Below are 23,934 nucleotides of genomic sequence, written 5' to 3'. Positions count from 1 at the left end.
GGAGCAAGTCCAAGTGGGTTTTGTTAAGCTCATATAGCTATTAATTTTTACTTCTTTTTTAATGCAGCTAATTTCTCATCAACAATTTCCTGTCCGCCTGACTTCATGTACTCATTTACGAGTTTGTCATAAGTCTTGTCGAAATCAGCAGGCTTACATGTGATACTCTTAACAAATATTTCTGATTCCTTATCAGTAAGAGCCTTCTGGTATTTTGCCTGTGATTCTATAACAGTATCAAAGTGTGGAATATAACCGGCATCTGCAAGTGAAATTTCATATGCCTTTTTGAATGTATCTTCAAATCCGGGATATCCGAAGGAAGCAGCTTGAATGTTCTTTGCTGGATCTCCGAATTCTTTACCGTTAACAATCAATGACAAGTCAGTGTAGTTAGCTTTCTTGTCATCAGCAAGCTGATCATTCTGAATGAAGTTAGCTGGAATACCATCGACTTCGTCTGTGTACTGTTCGCCCTTATTACCGTTTTGGAGGAACTTGATTACTTCAGGTTTTGACTGCCATTCAAGGTACTTAATTGCTTCTTCTGCATGTTCACTAGCTTTTGGAACTATAATATACAATCCATTAGGATTATATTTCATTTTTGGATGTTTACCTTCTGAGTTTGTGAATGGATCACATGGAATCATATCTGCTCCAGGAACCTGCTTTTTGAGCTCAGTTATCAAACCGGGAGTAACTCTTATCGGATAATCATAATTATGTATCATGAATCCGATTCTTCCTTGTGATACGTCTTTTTCATACTGTTTGCCATCTTTATCAAGTGCAAACTGAGGATTCAATATACCTTCGTTGTACAACTTGTTCAAGAATTTCATACCATCCTTAAATCCTGGAATTACCCAGTTTGGCAATGTCATTCTTTGTTCTTCTGAAATAGGTTTCTTAAAGGATTCTAACAACATTGAAGTAGTCCAGTTAATGTTGTTTGGATCAACAAATGTGCTGAAAGGATAGTTCTTGTCGCCAAGTTTTCCCGGATCCTTTTCCTTAAATGCCTTCATTACCTGATACCATTCATCAGTAGTAGTAGGAACTGACATTCCAACTGCATCCAGCCAGTCCTTACGGATATAAGCTGAGAAGCAACCTTCAATAACTCTCTTTGCAGGAACTGCAAGCTGTTTTCCATCAAATTTACCGTAATCAAGTAAAGTTTGACCAAGATATTTTGTAAGATTTGGAGCATTCTTTGTTAAAAGGTCTCCTAAATCAGTAAGTCCACCGCTCTTAACATAGTTGTATATAATACCGTCATTGTAAGTGAAGCTGATATCCGGTGCTTGGTTTGATGCCATAAGAACGTTCAGCTTTTCTACTTCCTGTTGTCTTAAAACAGGAACGAACTTTACATTAATGTTGTTCGGCTTACCGAAGTTCTCTTGTATCCATTTTGTCTGGAAATTATCATCTGCCTTATACCCGGGTGTAGCTCTGTCGAAAACTTCTACGGTTAATTCTACTGCAGGGCCTGATTTTGCCGCATTGGATGATGAAGCACTCTTTGAACTATCTGCATCTGTTCCGCCGTTTGAACCGCAGCCTGCAAATAGAGTAATGCTCATAGATGTCAACAGTGCCAAGCTTGCAATTCTGGTACTTAGTTTTTTCATTAATATCTCCTCCATTACTTTATTTTTATATATAAATCTTCAGATTATCCGAAGACCTTATATCAACCTTTAACAGCACCAATCATTATGCCGCTTACGAAGTGTTTCTGAAGCTTTGGATATACAAGAACTATCGGTAATGTAGCAAATACTACACAGGCAGCTTTAAGACTTTCCGGCAGAAGGTTCTGTGACATATTTCCGTCTCCTATGGATGCATCTACGGTCTGGCTGTTAACAATTATCTGGTATAGCTTTAACTGCAATGGATATAGTTTTGAATCAGAAATATAAAAGAGAGCGTCCATGAAGCTGTTCCACTTTCCAACTGCATAGAACAGACTCAGTGTAGCAAGTACAGGCTTTGACAAAGGGAGTACAATCCTGAAAAGAACACCTATATCATTACATCCGTCAAGGATTGCTGATTCTTCAAGACTCTCAGGTAAAGATGTAAAGAATGATTTCAAAACTATCAGATTAAATGCACTTAAAACTCCGGGTAATATCAAACTCCATGAACTATCCAGCATATGCAGGTTTTTAACCAACATATAATCTGGTATAAGTCCACCGCTGAAATACATTGTAAATATAATCATCAGCATTATTACATTTCTTCCTTTAAGCCTCTGCTTAGTGAGAGGGTATGCTGCGCAAATTGTCAGGAACATACCGATTATAGTGTACGCAAGAGTAATAATGACCGTATACACGAGCGACCAAATCATTGTTGAATCTTTAAGGATAGCCTTATATGATTCAACATTAAAGTTTACAGGCCAAACAAAAACCTTTGATGCCAGTATAGCCGAATTAGAGCTTAATGAAACAGCCACAACATTTAATACCGGGAACAAGCAGAGTATAACACTAATTAACGTAATTATATTTATAAATATATTAAAAACCTTATCACTGGTTTTATAAACCATTTTCTATACCACCTTTCTTCTACCAAATACCTTGCTCGCCGCTCTTATTTGCTATCCAGTTAGTTACTGACAGGAATACTAATCCGACAATTGACTGGAACAATCCTACAGCAGTTGCTATGTTATACCTGGAGGACTGCAGTCCGACCCTGTATACATAAGTACTAATAACGTCCGAAAAGTCTTTAACCTGCTGGTTTCCGAGAATATAAGGACGGTCAAATCCTATCATTGAAATCTTACCTATATTCAATATAAACAGGATAATTATTGTAGGCTTAATTGCCGGCAATGTTATGCTCCATATTTTTCTAAGTCTTCCCGCACCGTCTACATCTGCAGCTTCATATAATTCTGCAGGTATTCCGGTTATAGCTGCGAGATATATGATCATACCCCAACCTGCACTCTGCCATATACCGATGCCGGTATAAGTAGCTAACCAATGCCACTTTTCAGTTAAGAAAGGAATTGTTTTAAATCCCATTGATTTGATAATTGTATCAATCATACCAAAATTCGGTGCAAATATCTGAAGTGCTATACCTCCGATAATAACCCATGACAAGAAGTGCGGAAGATAAAGCATTGTCTGAGAAATTCTTTTATATCTTACGGATTTTACTTCATTAATAATAATTGCTAAAATAATTGGAGCCGGGAATCCGAATAACATATCAAATCCGTTAAGCAGGAATGTATTTTTAAGTGCTCTGTAAAAATCATCGGATTTGAAAACTTCCCTGAAGGCATCCCAACCTATCCAAGGACTGGCAAATACACCCTCAAATATGTTGTATTCTTTGAATGCTATAACGATGCCATACATCGGTACATATTTAAATAATATAAAGTATGCAACCGGAAGCACCAACAATAAATAAAGATAAATATCTCTTTTTAAGTAATGGCCAAACCCCTTTTTAGGAAGTTTATTTGGTAACGCTTTTGAAACAGCAGTATTAGTTTTCCCCATGCAAACAGCAACCCCCCTGGTTTAATTTTTTGGAATCTATTGTAATAGATAAAAGCTTTGGTTCGATCTGCTGATGGCATTATTTTATCACTAGAAAATTTCAGTTCAAGAATGACAATTTTTTAAGTATTTCAATTTTAATCATTTTGTCTGTGTTTAGGGGCAAAAGGAGTACAAAAAACGTAAATTGGTTGTACAATAATCAATTTTGATTCATATAATTAATATTAAATATTAACCCTTTACCGGATTGATTGCAAAGGATTATTTTTAATTTTTTTCTCGGAATATAACTGTTTTAACTTGATTTTTCCAAAAAATTTTTATATTAATTTATAGGTAATGAATTAAATATTAATATATAATAGTGATTATGATATTTTAGACACAAAACACAATGGGGTGCAGTAATGATGAAAAATTATTCGATAATTGTGAAATTAATGATTGTCCTTTCTCTTTTTATAATAATACCTATTATTACTATTACTTTTATTTTCAATTATGGGATAATGAAGTACTCAGAAGATGAAATAGGTCGTTCCGGTCTTGGTAAGCTTGATTCTGCAAAAAGCGTTACTGATCTTTTGGCTCAGACTATTAGTAATGAGAGCCTTCATCTTTCTTTGGATGAAACTCTTAACAAATTATATGGCATGGATGATATACATCAAGCCATTAAGGACAGCGATAACAATTTAATGCTGTATCAGTTTGTATCCAAGCTATCAGACATAGTTAAAACTAACAATGCCTATTCCTCCGTGTACTTGTACTTAGACAATTCAAATTATGTAGCAACAAGCAATGGCGTGTATCCCAAGGATAACTTTCCCGATGATACCTGGCTTAAATCCTATATAAAAAGCAAAGAGTTGGGAGAGCCGTTATCATGGACAAATCCCAGACCAAGCGATACCAACGGAAACAGCTCCGTTATTTCATATATATTCCCTTTAACCTATACCACAAATCTTAAAGGGTCTATTACCATAAATGTATATGAAAGCAGACTTAGCACATTAATAAACAGCAATAACTACGATATCAGCGACTTTATAAGTATTATAAATTCCAAGGGTGAAGTAATATCTTCTGTTGATAAGAGCATCCTAAATAAGAACTTGTCAAATATATCCTATATATCCAAGATTCTGGGCAGTAGTATAGAAAGAGGACATTTTATAGAAAGCATTAACGGTAAAAGGTTTCTTATTACATATCTGAAAACTGGAGCCGAAAATTGGACATATGTAGGTGTCTTTTCTCTGAATACCCTGACTACCAAGGTAAACTCACTGAAAATGTCCATAATTTATATTTCAATATTCTTATTAGTACTTTTTGTACTGCTGTCATATGTAATTTCACGTAGATTGTTCAACCCCGTAAAAAAACTGGTACAGGAAATAAAATCCAGAAAAGGTATTGACATTATAGGAAATGGAAATGAGTTCACCCTTCTGTCCAAAACCTTTGATGCTATGATAAAGCAAGAGGATCAGTTATTCCGTACCATTGAAAAGGATCATAAAAATCTCCGTGAAAACTATTTACTGAGCCTTTTAAGAGGAAAGCCTTCAATCGTCGAAGATGAAATGAATCTTTTCCCGTTGAAGAACACCCTGTGCTGTGTAATATACATAGATAAGTACAATGATTTCGTATCAAACTTCTCATACGAGCATCAGTATTATCTTAAATCAGTAATATTGAACCTGTCTGAAGAAAAGGTAGGTGAATCTTATAAATGTTCAGGTGTTGTTTTAGATGGGGATAAGATGGTTCTTATCGTAAATATTTCCGCTGAGGATGCTGTAAGTGTTACTTCCGTATTGAAAAATGCTTTCTCTATTGTTCAGAGGGAAGCGGCAAAAGTTATAGAAACAACCATATCTGTTTGTCTCGGAGGTATTTACGATGACATTCTGAATATAAGGAATTCGTATAATGAGGCGCAGAATCTCATAAAACAAAGATTTATGATGGGACACGAGGCTTTTATAAGTCAAAAGGAAGAGTCATCTGACACCAACAAGTATTTTTACCCCTTTAATATAGAAAAACAGCTATTCAACAATATTGATATCGGTTCAAAAGATGCACTTTTAATTTCCCTAAGCTGTTTTTTTGATGAAATTAAGCAAAATAAGAACCTCAGCTATGACAATGTTATGCTCATACTGAACCAGTTACTTGGAAACACCATTAAGTATTTGCTGGATTTAAACATCAGCGTCAGCAAGGTTTTTGGAAATGACTTTAACATATACAGTAAGCTTGCAGAGATTGAAACTCTTGACGAGGCAGGTTTGTTCCTGTCAAATATTTATTTGCAGATTATTGAGTACAATGAAAAGTTCAAGGTTGAAGGGACATCCCATATAGTCAAAATTTTGGATTACATTCATAAAAATTACAAAAAGGATATTGCAATTAATACTCTTGCAGAACATGTGGGACTTAGCTATTCCCACGTAAGAAAGATATTTAATGACGAGACCGGTGAGAACATTGTTAACTATATAAACAACATGAGAATTGAAGAAGCACAGCGACTCCTGCGTCAAACAAACATGAATATTAATGATATAGCACTTAGTCTAGGATATAACAATAAACAGAGCTTCAACAGGTTCTTTAAGAAATATGTAGGTATTAACCCCGGAGAATACAGAAGTATAAAGGCCAATTGACCCTGCTCCCTTTGGTAGGATATTGGCAGGTGCAGCAAGTTAAAGACCAGAATAAATCACAAAGTGCTTGAAAAATGGCAAGTAAGCGGTGTATGTCTTACTTGCCATTTTTTGTCAGTGGAAACCTATATTTTATTAACCTTCATATCCATAATCATTGATTTAATTCCTCCCAATGGCCAAACAACATTTTTGGATACACCTCTATAATTGCTTCCATACATTTCAAACACATTGGAAGACACTTGAATCTCTGGAAGCCTCCCTAGTAATTTTTCCCCGTCAAAAAGATATGCCAGCTGAACAGGTGTTGCAAAATCGCCTTGGGGTGTGAAATCACCACCTGATGCCATCAGTACCATAATACCTTTGTCTCCGCCGAGGAGCTCTTTTGCCGTTTTATCGCTTTCTTTGACCTTTGGGTTTGGGAAGCCCGGCTGAGGAGTACCATCAAATGCACTTACGGCACTTCCTGTATATGGCAGTTTGTACAATGCGGCATTTTTCTTGTCAGTATTGGCAGCCTTAAGAATACCATCTTCTATTAAAGGATACCTGTAGCTTTCATTAAATGTCCCTTCCGAATCAAAAAAAGACATTAAACTTGTATCTTCAGGATTCAAGGAATTATATAGTGTAAACTCTTTACTAAATAACTTTTTCTCCAATTTTCCTGAAAAGAGTGAGGTATCTGTCCCAAATGACCTTCCGTTCAAATCGGATATAAACTTCAAAAGAGGAGTTTCATCCACAGTTAAGAATACAACGGGATAATTTCCTTCTGTAAAATCAACCCTGTTTTTATATGCACTGAGTATCTCATCAGACATACTCAAAAAGTCATTTCTATCATACCGCCTGTCTTTGAAGCCGATAAAACCATCCATTATGCTGGCAGAGGATTTCTCTTTAAAAACGAGCTCCACATCAATCGCCCTGTCCTTGAACCTTAAATCCAGGCCCTTGTCATTGCAAAGGGAAACAGAGATATTATCCATATTGATTTTATTTGAAAAAATGAAGCCGTTATGATTTTTCCCCAGTTGCTCAATTGCCTCCTCTATTTCATAAACAAAGTCTTCATCTTTAATAATTTCCTTTGCAACATCAATTTCCATTATTTTATTTGAGTTTAATTCGTACGGATACTCAATTTTTGCTTTCAATGCAGACCGGGCATTCTTTTCAAGGTCCTCCAGTCTATAGTTGCCTATGGCACCGGATACTCCTATAAAACCCCCATCATATATGCGAAGCCCTGTTTTTGTTATATCCTTCCCTCTAACTGATTTGATTCTGCTTCCCGAAACATTTATTGACGTTTGTATGGTTCGAATTGAATATAATTCTTTCATAAAAAACCTCCCCCCTACTGTACGTTAATGTTGTTAACCCTGACATATGGCCCGCCAAATCCCACGGGAAGCGGATATTGTTCCATCTTTCCACATCCTCCCGTAACAAATGATAAAAGCTCTACGTCATTTGAAACACCATCTACTTCTGATAATGTTTTAAATACGTTCCCGGTAATAACAGAAATGTTTACCGGTTCAGAAATTTTTCCATCTCTGATCATATAAGCAAGAGTCGGAGCTATGGTGAAGGTTGACATACCGGAACCATGACTTATATTCTCTATATAAATACCGTTTTTTACTTTACTGAACAATTCTTCTTTTGATTCGCATCCGCCCTCAATATATGTAGTAGTCATTCTTACAATCGGCTCGTACTCAAAATTTATTGATCGGGCATTTCCCGTGAGGTTCTCTTCCAGAATAGCTGCAGTTGAACAGTTGTGAAGTCTTCCTGCCAGGATACCATTCTTTATGAGATACGTTTTCCTGGCCCTTGTACCTTCATCGTCAAAAGCACAAAAGCCACTGCCAGGTTCATTCCCGTCATCAATTATTGTCAGTATGTCAGAACCCACTTTAGTTCCTAAAGTCCACTCTTTCTTCATGGTCTCATCTGCAACCATAAAGTCCGACTCACTTTTATGCCCGAAGCTTTCATGCGCAAATACTCCCGCTGCAATCGGTGACAATACAACCGTATAAATTCCCTTTTCTACAGGTTTTGCGTTAAGCAGGAAATCTTCACATTTGTCTATAAATCCTTTAAGACCCTGCTCCTGACTCAATAACTCATCAAATTTATCTGATCCCTTTTGAAAGGCTTCTCTAAACTTCCTCTCTCCCTCTGACATGGCAAAACTTATCCTAAAGCCACACCTCTGGGTATCAAATTTAATCTCCGCCCCTTTACTGGAATAGAACTCCTTGACTTTCTTGCAATCAATGTAACTGGCAGCCCAGTTTTTAATAAATTTGTTTTCCTCAACAGTAGAGAACATACTTTTTAGAAGATTTATTTTTTCATCCTCAGACACTTTAAAAACATCATTCTGAGTAAAATTTAAAAATTTGCCTTTATTAACCTCAAATTTTTTAACAACCGGATTATCATTTATGTGTGTATCAGGCTTAGCCATTGCACTGAGCTTATCGATTTCATCCTGAATCAGCTCCGGCTGAGAATTAGATGAATAATACCATCTTCCGCCGTCGTAAACTCTTACAAACGCTGCCTTATAATTCCTGACTTTGTATTCGGTCATTTCACCGTTTGTAAAGGTTATAATTGTTTCAAAAACGTCTTCAATTCTGACATCAGTATATAAACCCCCGTGAAATTTATACATTCAATCACTCCCCGCATTAATTTTCCACATTCTGCCACTTATTAAAGTGTACTATATTCTTTACATTTTATTCAACCATATAACAATTTTTATTGGTTCAAATTTAAGCTCTTAGCCCTTTGTATAAAATTAAATCCGGCCAATATTCGGCTTAGTAACTTTTCCATCCAATGAACCTGTATTTGCCTATTTCAGGGACGAAATCAAGAGCGGCTGCAAAACCAACCATAATTGGTCATCTGCAGCCGCCTCTTTACATTACTAATATATCCTTCTCCCTAATTCATCAGGTATTCCTGTTTTACGATAGAAATATGTGTTTATTACATCTCTCCACTCTATGGAATGTTCCAGCTGTCCACCTAGTCTTTCCGATACATGCCGGAATATTTCTTCACTGACCAACCCTTTAAGACTCTTCCACTTGTTAATTAATTCTTCTACCTCTTCAACACCTTTAAAATGGGTGTTGTAAATATATTGAATTAATGTTTCACCTGATTTTAGTCTGTAATCATATGATACATGGTGGAAAAACAGCAGCAGTTCTTCCGGACACATCTCCACATTTTCATAGATCTCGGCAACATCCTTATGATACTGTCCTGCATATCCCGTTCCGTTCCTGACTGTCCTGTCAACACCTATTCCCTTATGGTCTGCCCTGTGATATGTTCCCCACTTGTCATATTCATATCCGTCAACGTTAGGCCCGTAATGATGATTAGGATTAACCATCCATCCAATTCCCAGAGGTGAAGTATAATTTTCATACGTTCTCCATGAACCCATCAGCATTTCTTTTACTGTATTTACAACCTTTTCGTTGTTTGAATAAGTCATTCGAACCCATTCATCAGTAATTTGTTCTGTTGACAAATCCGGATTCCAGCACAGTCGTGCATAACCGTAAGTGTTTGATTGGGCCATCTGATGCCCCGTCCAATTCAGGTCATTTCCAATATTCGTTACAGCTGCCATTCCGCCGAACTTATTATTAAACACTGAACCTGTAATAATTTTTTTAACACTTGTGTCCTTACCTTGTGCCATTGTATCAAAATCCAGTATCTCCTTCCACATTGGCACCAGATAGCATAAATGCTTCTGCTGTCCTGTGTACTCCTGAGTTATCTGAAGCTCCAACAGCTGGTTTGTTTTTTGCAGTCCCCCGAATAAGGTCGATACCGGCTCACGCACCTGAAAATCCATAGGCCCGTTTTTAATCTGGAGTAATACATTTTCCTTAAACAAGCCATCCAGAGGCATAAAGTTGTCATAGGCAGCCCTTGCCCTGTCAGTTGTGAGGTCACGCCAATCCTGCATACAATTGTATACAAAGCATCTCCATATAACCAGACCCCCATGTGGTTCCAAGGCTTCAGCAAGCATATTGGCACCGTCTGCATGGGTTCGTCCGTAGGTAAAAGGCCCGGGCCTGAATTCCGAATCAGCTTTAATCAAAAAACCTCCAAAGTCAGGTATCAGCGAGTATATCTCATTAACCTTTTCCTTCCACCATTTTGATACCTGAGGGTCTAAAGGATCGGCAGTGGAAAGTCCTCCTATTTCAATAGTACTTGCAAAATTGGCGCTAAGATAAAGTTTTATCCCATAATCCCCAAATATTTTTGCCAGATTTGCAACTTCTTTAAGATATCTGTCTGTAATAAGCATGCTCTCATACTTGTGGACGTTAACATTATTTATAACAATACTGTTTATCCCCACTGAACACAGAAGTCTTGCGTAGTCTCTGATTCTACCCAGGTCATCTGTTATTTTATTATCTGTAAAGAAAATAGATTTACCTGCATAGCCTCTTTCGATACTTCCATCTATATTGTCCCAATGGTTTATAATACGAAGCTGATTTACAGGGTTTTCAATCTTTAAAATCCCTTCAATCACTGTCTCAGTCTGCAATAGTCTTAACAGGCCAAATACTCCATAAAGCAAACCTTTTATGGTAGTACCGGCAACAACTATTGCTTCACCATTGCTAGTTTTAGTTCCTTTGATTATAAAGCCTTCACTCCCGATTTGAACTACCTCATCATACTTTACATACGAGTCTATTTCGTCTCCTCTTCCAAGTACCCCCAGAACTATAAAAGAGCTTTGTTCCGACTCAACTGCTACAGCAGCATCTACTCCCAATATTCCTTTAATGCCCCTTTTAAGCTCATCTAATGCAATTCCGGTATCATCTGATCCTTGTGAAACAACTATATTGGAAGCCCACTTGGAATATGTTCCCTTTAACTGACTGTTTTCAAGTAAATGGTATCCAAGCCAGCAATTATATCCTTTCGAATCATATATTTCAGTGTTTATGGTTGTATTAGGCACTCTATTTACCCCCGATAGTCATCTTATCTATAGCTTCCCACAATCCGTTAAGATAGGCTATACCTAATGCTCTGTCATAAAGACCATAGCCCGGCCTCGCCTTTTCTCCCCATATCATTCTGCCGTGATCAGGGCGTATATATCCTGTAAAGCCTATATCATAGTAAGCCTTCATGATTTCAAACATATCGAAGGAACCGTCTGATGAAAGGTGTGAAGACTCATGGAATTTTCTTTCTCCGAAGAACTTCAGATTCCTTACATGGCCAAAATGTATCCTTCCCATTTTACCGAAGTATCTTATCAATTCAGGTATGTTGTTCTCGGGATTTGCACCTAAAGAACCGCTGCAAAGAGTTAATCCGTTATATGGACTGTCAACAAGCTTTACAAGCCTTTCAAGATTCTCTTTGCATGTAACAATTCTTGGCAAACCAAAAAGAGGCCACGGTGGATCATCCGGGTGTATGGCCATTTTTACATCGGCCTCCTCACATGCAGACATGATATTTTCAAGAAAATATTTAAGGTTGTCAAATAATTTATCCTCATCTACGTTCTTGTATTTTTCAAATGTATCTTTCAGTTCACTTAATCTTTCAGGCTCCCAACCCGGCAGAGCAAAACCGTTAGAGCTTTTTGCAGTGTCTTCAACCAATTTAACCGGGTCTATGTCCTTTACTATATCATGGTCATAGCAGAGTGCGTTGGACCCATCCAGTAATGGATATGCAAGGTCATTTCTCAGCCAGTCAAATACAGGCATGAAGTTATAACAAATAACCTTTACCCCTACTTTTCCCAAGTTAATTATAGACTGTCTGTAGTTTTCAATATACTTATCCCTGCTTGGCAACCCCAGTTTGATATCTTCATGTACATTTACACTCTCGATAACCTCAAGCTTTAAGCCAGCTTTTTCAACCGAGTCCTTGAGTGCGATAATTTTATCCATTGGCCAAACCTCGCCAACAGGCACGTCATACAAAGCTCCTACAACTCCCGTAACGCCGGGTATTTGTCTTATTTGCTCCAAACCTATGCTGTCGTCCTTTTCACCAAACCATCGAAAGGTCATTTTCATAAGTATCATCTCCTTAATACATCGTTTTATTTTACATATTTTCCTAATACGTTTTTAACTGCATCTTTACCTGCAATAAATTCCTTGAAATACCCTTCAATTTTTTCACCCAGCCCTACATCATACAGATTCACACCGAAAATCTTATCATTCGATAACAATGGCTTTAAATGCTCTCCAACTTTTTCTGCCTTTCCCAGCTCAATGCCTTCAAGATATGTTTTTAATTTGTCTAGCATCGGGTCAGGACTCAGCTCCATGGCATTTCCATTATCGTCTATACCCATGAGATATCTGCACCAGCCTGCAATTACAAGAGGTATATATGTTAAGCTTTTTACATCATAAGTAGGATGGCTGACATATGTTTTTATTGTTTCACCAAAACGAACCGGTATTTTTTGTGATGTATCACAAGCGATTCTTTGTGGTGTATCCGGAATATAGGGATTTGGGAAACGCTGATTTATTACTTCGTCTATGAAAGCCTGCGGCTCTATGATTCCGGGGTTAATAACTACAGGCATTCTTTCTTTATAACCTATATTTTCTACCAGCTTTCTCAACTGTGGGTTCTTCATTTCATCGGCTATGAGTGTATAACCCAAAAGGCATCCGAATACGGCAAGTGCAGTATGCAGAGGATTTAAGCATGTTGTAACCTTCATTCTCTCTACATTTTCAACTGTACTTTTGTCTGTGAAATACACGCCAGCATCCTCAAGAGGCATCCTACCATTGGGGAATTGGTCTTCAATTACCAAGTACTGGGGTTTCTCAGCATTTACAAATTGTGAAATATAAGTATTTCTATTGGTGCGAATTATCTCTGTATCCTCAAGTCCCATCTCTACTAAAGCCTTGTTTACTGTTTCAGAAGGCCTTGGAGTAATTTTATCAATCATTGAACATGGGAATGAAACCTTTGAAGGATTATTTATGTATTCTAAAAATTCCTTTTCTACTATTCCATTATCAACCCATTTTTGTATAAGTGTCTGGATAGACTTTTTAAGAAGATCTCCGTTATGTGAACAATTATCCATACTGACCATTGCAACCGGAAATGCTCCTGCCAAGAATCTGCCGTACAGCAAGGATGCCGTCTTTGCAATGAGACTCTTAGGCTCCTTGAATCCATTCTCCATATCGTGTACTACATCAGGCAGAAACTCATTTGACATTCCTGTCAGTGAATATCCCTTTTCTGTAATTGTAAAGCTGACTATCTGTAACGACGGCTTACGGAAAATTTCCTTTAGCCTCTTCCAATCCGCTGTTCTGGCTGTATCTCCCACCAAACTTTCGGAAACACTCCCAATAATTTTCTTTTCAAGACTTCCATCGGGATTAAGGTGAACCAATAAACTGAGATTATCATAAGGTTTGTATACTTTATCAATAATTTCATAATCAAAGGTTTCCGCAACAATTATTCCCGAATCCGCTTTTCCCTCATTTAGAAGATTTTGCTGTAATGCTGCTATAAATCCTCTAAATATATTACCGGCACCAAAATGAATCCATCTAGGCTCTTCTGTGGTTTTTCTCAGCATTTCGTCATAATCAAATTTAGGTACTTCTACTTGGTTTGCTTTCCATGCACTGTAATCCTTTATTCCATTTCTATTTAATTTCATATTGTATTTCCACCCCCGCAAAGTATAAAAGTTATTTAATATTTCCGGCGCATTTAAGCAGTTGATAAGCAGGCAAAACATTAATAAAATATCCCAAACAGAACTTTGGCTAAAAATTCGTCAGGGATAATATTTAACTTTAGGTTATTGCCATATTTAAAAATGCTATCAACATCTTCGTCATCATTATAGGTAATATACCTTTTTCAATCAATATTCACTTTTAATCAGACCATATAATTTTTAATTAAATAAGTAAAACAAATAGCGGGAAGCATTGTATTTCCCACCGTTATATAAAAAAGACTGCCTTATTAAAAAGGCAGTCTTTTATCTTCATGTACAAAATTACTTTCTAGCTACACCAGATTTTCTAGCTGCTTCTGCAACTGCTGCTGCAACTTCTTTTGCTACTCTTGGATCAAATGGAGCTGGAATTACATACTCTGCATTTCTTTCTTCATCGCCAACAAGTCCAGCGATTGCATATGCAGCAGCTATCTTCATTTCATCATTTATTTCACGAGCTCCTACATCAAAAGTACCTCTGAAGATACCAGGGAATGCAAGAACGTTATTAACCTGATTTGGATAGTCTGAACGGCCTGTTCCAACAACAGCAGCACCTGCTTCGAGAGCGTCTTCAGGCATAATTTCAGGAGTTGGGTTTGCTTGAGCAAATATAATTGGATCTTTAGCCATTGACTTAACCATTTCTTTTGTAACCTGGTTAGCAGCTGAAACTCCGATAAATACGTCTGCTCCAACCATAACATCCTTCAATAAACCTCTCTTACCTTCGAGGTTAGTGATTTTAGCCATTTCAGCTTTAATTGGGTTGAGGTTCTCTCTGCCTTCATATATAACACCCTTTGTATCACAGAGAACAACTTTTCTTAAGCCCATTGAGAAGAGAAGCTTTGTAATAGCTATAGCCGCAGCACCTGCTCCGTTTACAACTATTGAGATATCTTCCATTTTCTTACCAACAACTTTTAATGCATTGATAAGACCTGCAGCAGTAACAATAGCAGTTCCATGCTGGTCATCGTGGAATATAGGAATATCTGTTTCCTTCTTTAATCTTTCTTCTATTTCAAAGCATCTTGGAGCAGCTATATCTTCAAGATTTACGCCGCCGAAGCTTCCTGAAAGCAATTTAACAGTTTCAACTATAGTGTCAACGTCTTTTGACTTTATACAAAGAGGGAACGCATCAACGTCACCAAAAGTTTTGAACAAACAGCATTTACCTTCCATAACAGGCATACCTGCTTCAGGCCCGATATCTCCTAAACCAAGTACCGCTGTACCGTCAGTGATAACTGCTACAAGATTGTGTCTTCTAGTATATTTGTATGAGTTCTCAACGTCTTTCTGAATCTCGAGACATGGTTGAGCTACTCCCGGTGAATAAGCTAATGAAAGATCTCTTTTATCCTTTAAAGGAGCCTTACATACAACTTCTATTTTTCCCTGCCACTCTTCGTGGGCTTTAAGTGAATCCTCATAAATAGTACCCATTTGATATCCTCCAAACGTTTAATAGTAAATATGTCGGTTTTTTCTTAATGCAAGAAACAAATAAACGATACTTCTATCGAAAGAATTAAGTATGTTTATTTGTTCCTTTTAATTTTACACTATTGTGAAATCTTTCACAACCTATTTTTAATTCTTTTTATTAAAGATACTTATCTTGTTTTAAAAAACTTATATATCTTTAACTTCGTCGATAACTGCTCTAACCTGTTCAGCTGAATGTTTCAGAAGTTGTAATTCTGCATCTGAAATGTTCAATTCAAGAACTTTTTCAGCTCCGTTACCGCCAACTATTGTAGGAACGTTCACTAAAACATCCTTTATTCCGTATTGTCCGTCAAGAACAGTACCAACAGGCATGATAGTATTGAAGTCCTTCAAAATGGATTCAACTATTCTGTTGATTGAAAGAGCTATACCATAGTAAGTTGCTCCCTTATTCTTTATAATAGTTGCTCCTGCTACCTTAACTTCACTGAAAAGAGCGTCCTTATCAATGTTTAAGCCGTTAATTTTAACATATTCATCAAACGGTATGCCTGCAATATGAGTTGCACTCCATAATGGTAACTGAGAATCACCATGTTCACCAACTATATAACCGTGAACGTTGGCAATGTCTACATCCAATGCTTGGCTGATGTGAGTTCTTAATCTAGCACTGTCAAGAACTGTACCTGATCCTATAACTTTATTTGCTGGTAATCCTGACCACTTTTGAGTCATGTACGCTAATACGTCAACAGGATTTGATACACTTACTATTACACCTTTATTATAGTGCTTCATAAGTTCAGTAACTATGCTCTTCATTATCATAGTATTCTTCTTTGCAAGATCCAAACGTGTTTCGCCTGGCTTTCTTGCTGCACCTGCAGTTACAACTATAACATCGCAATCCTTAACATCTGAATAGTCACCGGAATAAACTGTCATATTTCCTGCAAATGATAAACCATGGCTGATATCAAGAGCTTCGCCATAAGCCTTCTCTTTATTTACATCAATTAATACCAATTCAGAAACCAAGTTGTTTATAGACATCGCATACGCAGCTGATGCTCCAACAAATCCTGCTCCTATGATCGCAACTTTAAAACCCATTAAAATCCCTCCATATTTTTCACAATTGCTATTAGCGTAACACAATATGTTTTAATATACAAACATAATTTTCCCTTTTTTTTTAGATTTCTATTCCAATTAATCACGAATTTTTAAGAATACATCATTTATTGTGGCCAAATCAAGTATTTTTAAACCTTATTACTCTATTTGTATACAAAATAATGATTTTAACAAAAAAAAGACATCCTAAAATGTCTTTTTTTGTTTTTTATATATTTCTTTCGTATATTAATCTAAGGCCCTCTAATGTAAGAGTAGGATTTACGTCATTTATGGTCATTGATTCCTCAGCTATAAGTCTTGAAAGCCCTCCTGTTGCAATAACCCGTATGTTATCCTCCCGCATTTCTTTTTTGATTCTATTTACAATATAATCAACCTGACCTACGTATCCATAAAAAACTCCTGACTGCATACTTGAAACCGTATTCTTTCCGATAACACCCTCAGGTTTTACCAGATCAATTCTTGGTAACTTTGCAGCCTTTTGATACAATGCTTCCGCACTTATCTTCATACCCGGACATATGACACCGCCCAGATATTCGCCCTTTTCCGATATTGCACAAAAAGTAGTAGCAGTACCCATATCGACAATAATCAGGGGGCCGCCGTACAGTTCAAAACCGGCTACGGCATTTACTATCCTGTCGGCACCGACTTCCTTTGGATTTTGGTACCTGATATTTATTCCCGTTTTTGTTCCGGGACCTATAATCATGGGCTGAGTATTTATATATTTTTTTATGGCATGTTCCAACGTATACATAATCGGGGGTACAACGGATGCAACAACCACTGCCTCAACCTCATCTACAGAAAGCTTCTCATGGTTAAACAATCCAAGTATCAGCATTCCCAGTTCATCCGAAGTCCGTTCTTTATTTGTGGCAAGTCTCCAACTTGCAAGCAACTTTTTCCCTTCAAATACACCCAGAACAATGTGTGTATTCCCTACATCCACTACTAAAACCATATTACCTCCAGATAACAAGGCCTAAACCCCAAGCCTCATACTCCTTATTTCTTTTAACTCAAGATCTATTTCTTTTTGTATCCTTATTATATCGTTTGCAATGTCCTCAACAGTTTCCTCGGCACGGGGTTTGATAGCAGGTCTCTGGAAATGCTGTTTGTATGGCTCTCTATTTTCTCTGCCTTGAAAATTCTCCCGGTGGTAATTCCTCTGATGGTTATTTTCTCTGTGCTGAGTATCTTTCGAAGCTGATGCTTCTCTGCTTGTATTATCTCTTTGGTTATTTTCCCTGGGAGTAAAGTCCCTTTTTTGCGTATTGTTTTCCCTAGGCTGGTAACCTTCTTTTTGCTGGTCTCTGGGAGGTCTGGTACTTCTGACATGACTTTCCTTGTGATGTGTCTCTCCGTCCTTCTGATATACCTTTTGTTGCGGTGCAGGTTGAGTTGTCTGCTGCCCGGCCTGTCCATCATCCCTTACATAATTTTTTCTCGGGTATTCATTCTTCTTAACCACTGATAAAATCCTCCTTGCCATATTTGCTAAGCACTATGTATATCCCAGCAAGCCCCTAACCTGAATCTCACCTGCTGATATTTCTCTCGTCACTCCATCTTTACATTGTACAATAAGTCTTCCGTCAGATGCAACGGATTGGGCTGTTCCAATATATTCTACATCTTTGTAAGCAACCTTTACTTCTTTTCCTATGGTGACCGAATACTCCGTCCACCTATCTATTATCTCTTGGTTTTTTCCAAGTAGCACGCTTTTATATATTTTTTCAAAATTGGTCAGAATACAGCCAAGCAAATTGGACCTTGATACGGTTTTACCTTCGTACATTTTTAATGAAATCGCCTTTTGCCGTATCTCATAATCAAAATGCTCCGAATCCTGATTTGCATTTATTCCTATACCAACAACAACATAATTAACATGACCCGGCTCGGCACTTAACTCGGTGAGAATACCTCCAAGTTTTCTGCCATCTAATATTATATCATTAGGCCATTTTATTCCGCAAACTATTCCTTGGGTCTCCTTTATTGCTTCAACTACCGCAACGGAAGCCGCAAGTGTTATTACCTGAATATTTTCAGGTTCGAGTTCCGGCCTTAAGACTATTGAGAACCATATTCCTTCCGATGTATCAGACTGCCATTGCCTTCCTATCCTGCCCCGCCCCGTTGTCTGCCTATCCGCTACAACAACCGTTCCATGAGCACAGCCTTCGTTTGCAATTTTTTTTGCATAATTATTTGTTGAATCTACTTCCTCAAAGTGCTGTATATCCGCTCCAATCATCTGTCCCTGTGGAATATCAATTTCCCTCTTGTCAAGTATATCCGGGGCTTTAAGAAATCTATATCCTTTTTTTGAGGATGACTCTATAGTATAACCGTCTTTTCTCAATTCATTTATATGTTTCCAAACTGCAGTTCTGGATACGTCCAAAGCTTTACTGATATCTTCGCCTGATATATATTTATCTTCTTCTTTTAGTATTTTTAAAATCTGATTTTTCACATGAAACCTCTGTCTAAAATATTTTGTTTAATTCAGGCTTTCTTATACAATAGATTTCCCCAGACCCGGTTGTAAATACAGCTTTTCCACCGTCACTGCTTTTTATCGTATTAACTTTACCCATTTCTTCAAGCCTGCTGAAAAAACTGTATAAAAGGTAGTCGTCAAATTCATGGTACTGTTCTCTGAAATTATTTATTATATTATTTATGTACAGAGTTTCAGAATTTTCATAAATAACAGGTAAATCCATGCACCTGTCAAGTCTGGCCGCTTCTCCCGCCAGTATAGTCGAAGTAATAAGACATTCCGGTTTACGGTAAGTACCGAAAATATATTTCTCCAGGGGAATTACTGATTTATTGTATAATTCAAGGTTCTCAGGCTTTTCTTTTATAGTATCGTAAACAAATCTGTCTGCCACATAACATTTGTCACTTCTAACATTTATCTTTATACAGGTAAGAGATTCCGAATTATATGAATACATGTCGTCCCTTGGGTTTATAAGACCTGCAAAACACTGCTGAACGTCACCCTCAATCATTACTTCCTTGTCAAAGAAAGCAGACAGTTTCAGACCGCAGTCGAGTATATCCGATACTTTATCAGAGCTGACATAATAATAAACCTCAGGCATTTTATCCTCCATATAATAAACGAAAAGACCAATCCATTATTATTACATTTTTTTAAATTCTACCATATACGTTCTGTTATGGGAAGGATATGTTTAAGAAAATACCTGTATTATTTTAGCAAAGAGGGGCCCCGCAAACCAGTTTTGATTTGCTACAGCCCCTCTTTAAATAACTATGTCTTTGTACTGAATTGCTCTATATTTTTAATAGATGCATTTAAACTACCTTCCAGCAGTTTATTTGCATGTTCCTGCTCTTGTTTAAACCTGTTTATAACCTGAATGGCCGGATCGAATTCTTCGTAGAACAATGCTATCAAATCCCCGGGTTGTGCATCGAGCATGGCTTTTTCCAGGGCCTCAGTTTCACTGTATATAATTTCTACATTTTCTCTTTTTGCTCCAGCGTTAATTATGCTCTGTTCAAATATATCCGCTACTTCTCCTCGTCTTCGCCCTCTTAAATCAATATCTTCCTTTATATAAATCTTGTGGAACGAGTTGGCACAAAGCTCACCAACCTCTTTTAAATTTGAATCCTGCCTGTCTCCCGGCATACCTATTATACCAACAAGTCTCTTGGCCTTTACCCTTTGCATGAATTTTACAACAGCAGAGTATCCTGCTATGTTGTGACTGTAATCTATCATTACTTTGAATGTTCCCATATCAAAGATATTAAATCTACCGGGATTAAGCTCCGTATCGGGCTGGAACGTACTCATGCCTTTTACTATTATATCCAACGGGACATTGAGCCCGATGAGTGCTGATATGGCAGCCAGAGAATTTTCTATATTACAGTCGACTATTCCTCCGAAAGTAATAGGGATATCATCCAAGCTTATAAGAGGAATCTTTCTGTTATTTCTTTGAATCCAAATATAGCTATCCCTTACGTATACAGCTATATTTTTAGGATTTTTGCAATGTCTTTTAAATACAGGGTTTGAAATACCCCTGCTGAACATTATGACGTTACTGCGAGTCCTTTCCAATATATAAGGTGTCATACTGTCATCAGCATTTAATACGGCATATCCGTCATGCTTTACAGCTTCTACTACAAGAGCCTTTGTTTTTGCAAGATCCTCAATTGTATTTATTCCGTCTATTCCAAGATGGTCGTCACTTATATTAATAAGAACTCCCACATCTGCCAGATCATATCCCAATCCTCTGCGGACTATTCCTCCTCTGGCTGTCTCCAGAACAGCAATGTCAACTTCCTTGTTTGCCAATATGACTTCTGCACTGACAGGGCCGGTATTGTCACCCTTTTGCACACATTCGTCGCCTATATAAATGCCGCTTGTAGAGGTCATACCTACATTATGTCCCAGAATTGAAAGGGTGTGTCTTATTAGTCTTGTTGTGGTGGTTTTACCGTTTGTACCTGTAACCGCTGCAACAGGGATGCTGACCGGTTTATTTGGCGGATACATCATATCAAGTATTGCATCAGCAACATTTACCGGTTCTCCCTCACTTGGGTGAAGATGCATCCTCAGTCCCGGCGCCGCATTTACTTCTATAATTGCACCCCGGTTGCTATCAATAGGTATTGAAATATCCTGCGCAGAAAAATCTACCCCTGCAATATCAAGGCCCATGGCTTTTGCAGCAGACAATGCATACTGTGCGTTCTTTGGATGGATTTCTCTTGTACAGTTTTTGGCTGTTCCTCCTGTACTAAGATTTCCGTTCTGCCTGAGATTAACTGTCTGTCCTTGTTTTAAAATGGTGTCAGGTGAAAACCCTTGAGTCTTAATATAATTTAATGAAATGTCGTCGAGTTTGATAAGGGTCAACGGCTTTTCATGATCTTCGCCTCTTAGAGGATTTGCGTTCTCATATTCCACAAGCTGTGCTATGGTACTGATTCCATCCCCTGTGACACTCGGAGGTCTGCGTTCAGCAACAGCACATACCTTTCCTCCTACTACTAGCACCCGGTAATCCTTACCGCAAACATATTTCTCAATTATGACCTTTTTTGAATATTTTCGTGCTTCTGTAAAAGCCACCCTGATTTTATCCTCAGAACAGATGTTTACAGTAACTCCTTTTCCCTGATTGGAATCTATCGGCTTAATTACCAGAGGATAGCCTACCTTTTCAACAGCCTCAAAGGCTTCCTGTTCGGTTCTTACAACAACTCCGTATGGAACCGGTATATTATTATCCATTAAAAGTTTTTTTGTCATCTGTTTATCTGATGCAATATCTACCGCTATACAGCTTGATCCATCCGTAAGTGATGCTTGAATTACCCTTGTGTACTTTCCGTAGCCCAATCTAAGAATACTTCCGTCGCCAATTCTTGTTACGGGGATTCCTCTTCTTTTTGCAGCCATATAAATAGCTTTTGTACTGGGGCCCATGTCGGTATCCGAGGATATATATTTTAATTCTTTCATTATTTTTTCTAAATCTATTGGGGTACCTTCAGCAAAGGCTTCTACTATTTCTATCGCTTTTCTACCGCATTCAACGGCAAAAGCCTCATTGCTGTATTCATAAATTATATAATACTGGGATGTATTACCTATTTGTCTTGTTTTGCCATATTTTACAAAGTAACCAAACCTGTTTTGTATTGCTATCATCAAATGTTCAGCTACATGTCCGATGTATGTTCCTTCAATAAGCCTTTCACCGAATCCTCCTACATACCCCACTCCGCAGGTGTGTTCTGCTATTTCAGGGAAAAATTCGAGAAGTTTTTTATTGAATCCCGGTATATCCTTGGTGGGGCCCTCTTCGTACTTTCCTATATCCACTACCATTCGGATAACCGGCTGATGACTGTATATATTCCTTCCTTTAAAGCAATATATGCTTTGAATCTGCACCTTGAAAAACCTCCTGATAAGTTGAAATTACAACATTTAATTATGTTTGTTTTCTTTAGGCTTTATTATTTTTCTCTGACTGATATCATATCCGTATCCACCGGGTAATATGTGTATGGTTACATTTGACAATGCAATAATTTCCTCTGATTTCAACTCTGAAACATTTGACTCCTGAATAGTATTTCCATCGATTACCGTAACACAATTTGTACCTATTACCTCAAAGGATGCATTTGAATATACCTTTATTGAAGTATCCTCATCTATACCGATTCCGAGAACTGAAGGGTTTTGGGCAACCCCTATCAAAAGTCTTCCTAGTCTTCCCCTTTGCTCAAAGTGCTGATCTATTATAACCTGATCTATAAATCCAAGTCCGGGAGACATGCCAAGGGTGCATTTTCTTGCAGCGGAATTTCCATTACCGTCAACTATCATAACACTGCTCATTACCGAAGCACCCGCACTTGTTCCTATAATAGGTATACCCTTTTTATACATATCCATAAGAACCTTGGCAGTTTTTGTACCGCCTAATATGCTTGTAATCCGCAGCTGGTCGCCTCCTGTAAAAAAAACCCCTGCAGCACCTGATATTTTTTGGGCCACAGAGTCGCTGTTTGCATCTGTTCTGCTGTCTACATTTAAAACATCTATGGATTTTACTCCAAGTCTTGAAAAAACAGTCCTATATTCCTTGCCAACTTCCTCCGGTTTTTGCGTAGCTGTTGTCAAAACCATGATTTTTGATTCCGGCCCCCCGCACATCTCAATGGCATGCTTGAGTACCTTACTCTGACCCCACTTATCTTCAGCTCCTCCTATTATCAACAGGTTTCCGTTCACCAAGTCTTCCATGTTTTCCTCCAAATATATTAAAGGTATATTATACTTAAATTTAGAATCCAAAATAGCTCATGGTAGTAGCCAAAAGCCTGTTACTAAAAGCCAGTCCTACACCCATGAGAATAATCGAGGCTGCAACAAGCATGACTCCAACTCTGCTTTTCTCATCTTTAGCGGCAAGAATACCCGAAATCACTCCTACCATTCCGAAAACAAACGGATAAATGAAAAGTGATAATATAGCGGAAATCCAACCTCCTAATAAAATAAGACCCTTCTTGAAATCTACATTATGTTGTGATATTTCGTGAACACTCATAATCTTCACTGCCTCCATAAGCCGTTTTTGCAGCTGTTAATAATGTGATAGTAGTTAATTCATAGCCT

Annotated in this window: 18 protein-coding genes; 1 reads left to right on the top strand and 17 read right to left on the bottom strand. The window is 37.6% G+C overall.

What is annotated here, in order from left to right; genetic code table 11:
* Window positions 1-47: 47 nt before the first annotated feature.
* The 3 genes from CLO1100_RS00700 to CLO1100_RS00690 form a co-directional block, all read right to left on the bottom strand.
* Window positions 48-1,640 (bottom strand): extracellular solute-binding protein, encoded by a 1,593-nt coding sequence (locus CLO1100_RS00700; protein ID WP_014311843.1) that lies wholly within the window; start codon window positions 1,638-1,640, stop codon window positions 48-50.
* 62 nt (window positions 1,641-1,702) lie between these two features.
* Window positions 1,703-2,575 carry a carbohydrate ABC transporter permease gene (locus CLO1100_RS00695; RefSeq protein ID WP_014311842.1) on the bottom strand — a complete coding sequence of 291 codons (873 nt, stop codon included), beginning with the start codon at window positions 2,573-2,575 and terminating at the stop codon, window positions 1,703-1,705.
* Window positions 2,576-2,594: 19 nt separating this feature from the next.
* Window positions 2,595-3,551 carry an ABC transporter permease subunit gene (locus CLO1100_RS00690; protein ID WP_014311841.1) on the bottom strand — a complete coding sequence of 319 codons (957 nt, stop codon included), beginning with the start codon at window positions 3,549-3,551 and terminating at the stop codon, window positions 2,595-2,597.
* A gap of 410 nt (window positions 3,552-3,961) precedes the next feature.
* On the opposite strand from CLO1100_RS00690, the gene CLO1100_RS00685 reads away from it, so the two are divergent.
* Window positions 3,962-6,247: a helix-turn-helix domain-containing protein gene (locus tag CLO1100_RS00685; protein ID WP_014311840.1), complete on the top strand. Its 2,286-nt coding sequence runs from the start codon at window positions 3,962-3,964 to the stop codon at window positions 6,245-6,247.
* Window positions 6,248-6,372: 125 nt separating this feature from the next.
* Here CLO1100_RS00685 and CLO1100_RS00680 read toward each other — a convergent pair whose 3' ends face one another.
* The 14 genes from CLO1100_RS00680 to CLO1100_RS00615 all read right to left on the bottom strand — a co-directional run bounded on the left by CLO1100_RS00680 (window position 6,373) and on the right by CLO1100_RS00615 (window position 23,866).
* On the bottom strand, window positions 6,373-7,602 hold the full coding sequence (locus CLO1100_RS00680; RefSeq protein WP_014311839.1) for a metallopeptidase TldD-related protein: 1,230 nt from the start codon (window positions 7,600-7,602) through the stop codon (window positions 6,373-6,375).
* Window positions 7,603-7,616: 14 nt separating this feature from the next.
* Complete coding sequence (locus CLO1100_RS00675) at window positions 7,617-8,954, bottom strand: TldD/PmbA family protein (RefSeq protein ID WP_014311838.1); 1,338 nt, start codon at window positions 8,952-8,954, stop codon at window positions 7,617-7,619.
* A gap of 261 nt (window positions 8,955-9,215) precedes the next feature.
* Entirely contained in the window at window positions 9,216-11,306 is a 2,091-nt protein-coding gene (locus tag CLO1100_RS00670) for an alpha-glucuronidase family glycosyl hydrolase (RefSeq protein ID WP_014311837.1), read from the bottom strand.
* 1 nt (window position 11,307) lies between these two features.
* Complete coding sequence (gene uxuA, locus CLO1100_RS00665) at window positions 11,308-12,390, bottom strand: mannonate dehydratase (protein WP_014311836.1); 1,083 nt, start codon at window positions 12,388-12,390, stop codon at window positions 11,308-11,310.
* 26 nt (window positions 12,391-12,416) lie between these two features.
* On the bottom strand, window positions 12,417-14,030 hold the full coding sequence (locus tag CLO1100_RS00660) for a mannitol dehydrogenase family protein (protein ID WP_014311835.1): 1,614 nt from the start codon (window positions 14,028-14,030) through the stop codon (window positions 12,417-12,419).
* A 348-nt stretch (window positions 14,031-14,378) separates the two neighbouring features.
* On the bottom strand, window positions 14,379-15,554 hold the full coding sequence (locus CLO1100_RS00655; RefSeq protein ID WP_014311834.1) for a malic enzyme-like NAD(P)-binding protein: 1,176 nt from the start codon (window positions 15,552-15,554) through the stop codon (window positions 14,379-14,381).
* Window positions 15,555-15,743: 189 nt separating this feature from the next.
* Window positions 15,744-16,676 carry an L-lactate dehydrogenase gene (locus CLO1100_RS00650; protein WP_014311833.1) on the bottom strand — a complete coding sequence of 311 codons (933 nt, stop codon included), beginning with the start codon at window positions 16,674-16,676 and terminating at the stop codon, window positions 15,744-15,746.
* 232 nt (window positions 16,677-16,908) lie between these two features.
* Complete coding sequence (locus CLO1100_RS00645; RefSeq protein ID WP_014311832.1) at window positions 16,909-17,676, bottom strand: type III pantothenate kinase; 768 nt, start codon at window positions 17,674-17,676, stop codon at window positions 16,909-16,911.
* Window positions 17,677-17,697: 21 nt separating this feature from the next.
* Window positions 17,698-18,189 (bottom strand): hypothetical protein, encoded by a 492-nt coding sequence (locus CLO1100_RS00640; protein WP_014311831.1) that lies wholly within the window; start codon window positions 18,187-18,189, stop codon window positions 17,698-17,700.
* Between the two features lie 33 nt (window positions 18,190-18,222).
* Entirely contained in the window at window positions 18,223-19,203 is a 981-nt protein-coding gene (locus CLO1100_RS00635) for a biotin--[acetyl-CoA-carboxylase] ligase (protein ID WP_014311830.1), read from the bottom strand.
* 13 nt (window positions 19,204-19,216) lie between these two features.
* The gene (locus CLO1100_RS00630) at window positions 19,217-19,843 is read right to left on the bottom strand and encodes a hypothetical protein (RefSeq protein WP_014311829.1); all 627 of its coding nucleotides are present in this window, start codon (window positions 19,841-19,843) and stop codon (window positions 19,217-19,219) included.
* Between the two features lie 173 nt (window positions 19,844-20,016).
* Entirely contained in the window at window positions 20,017-22,698 is a 2,682-nt protein-coding gene (gene cphA, locus CLO1100_RS00625; RefSeq protein WP_014311828.1) for a cyanophycin synthetase, read from the bottom strand.
* Between the two features lie 36 nt (window positions 22,699-22,734).
* Window positions 22,735-23,559, bottom strand: coding sequence for a cyanophycinase (locus CLO1100_RS00620; RefSeq protein ID WP_014311827.1), 825 nt, complete (start codon window positions 23,557-23,559; stop codon window positions 22,735-22,737).
* Window positions 23,560-23,599: 40 nt separating this feature from the next.
* Complete coding sequence (locus CLO1100_RS00615; protein WP_014311826.1) at window positions 23,600-23,866, bottom strand: hypothetical protein; 267 nt, start codon at window positions 23,864-23,866, stop codon at window positions 23,600-23,602.
* Window positions 23,867-23,934 lie beyond the last annotated feature (68 nt).

Source organism: Clostridium sp. BNL1100 (assembly GCF_000244875.1).
Lineage (GTDB): Bacteria > Bacillota > Clostridia > Acetivibrionales > DSM-1351 > Ruminiclostridium.
Note: the sequence above shows the minus strand (reverse complement) of the source record. Positions and strands in the feature narration are given on the sequence as shown.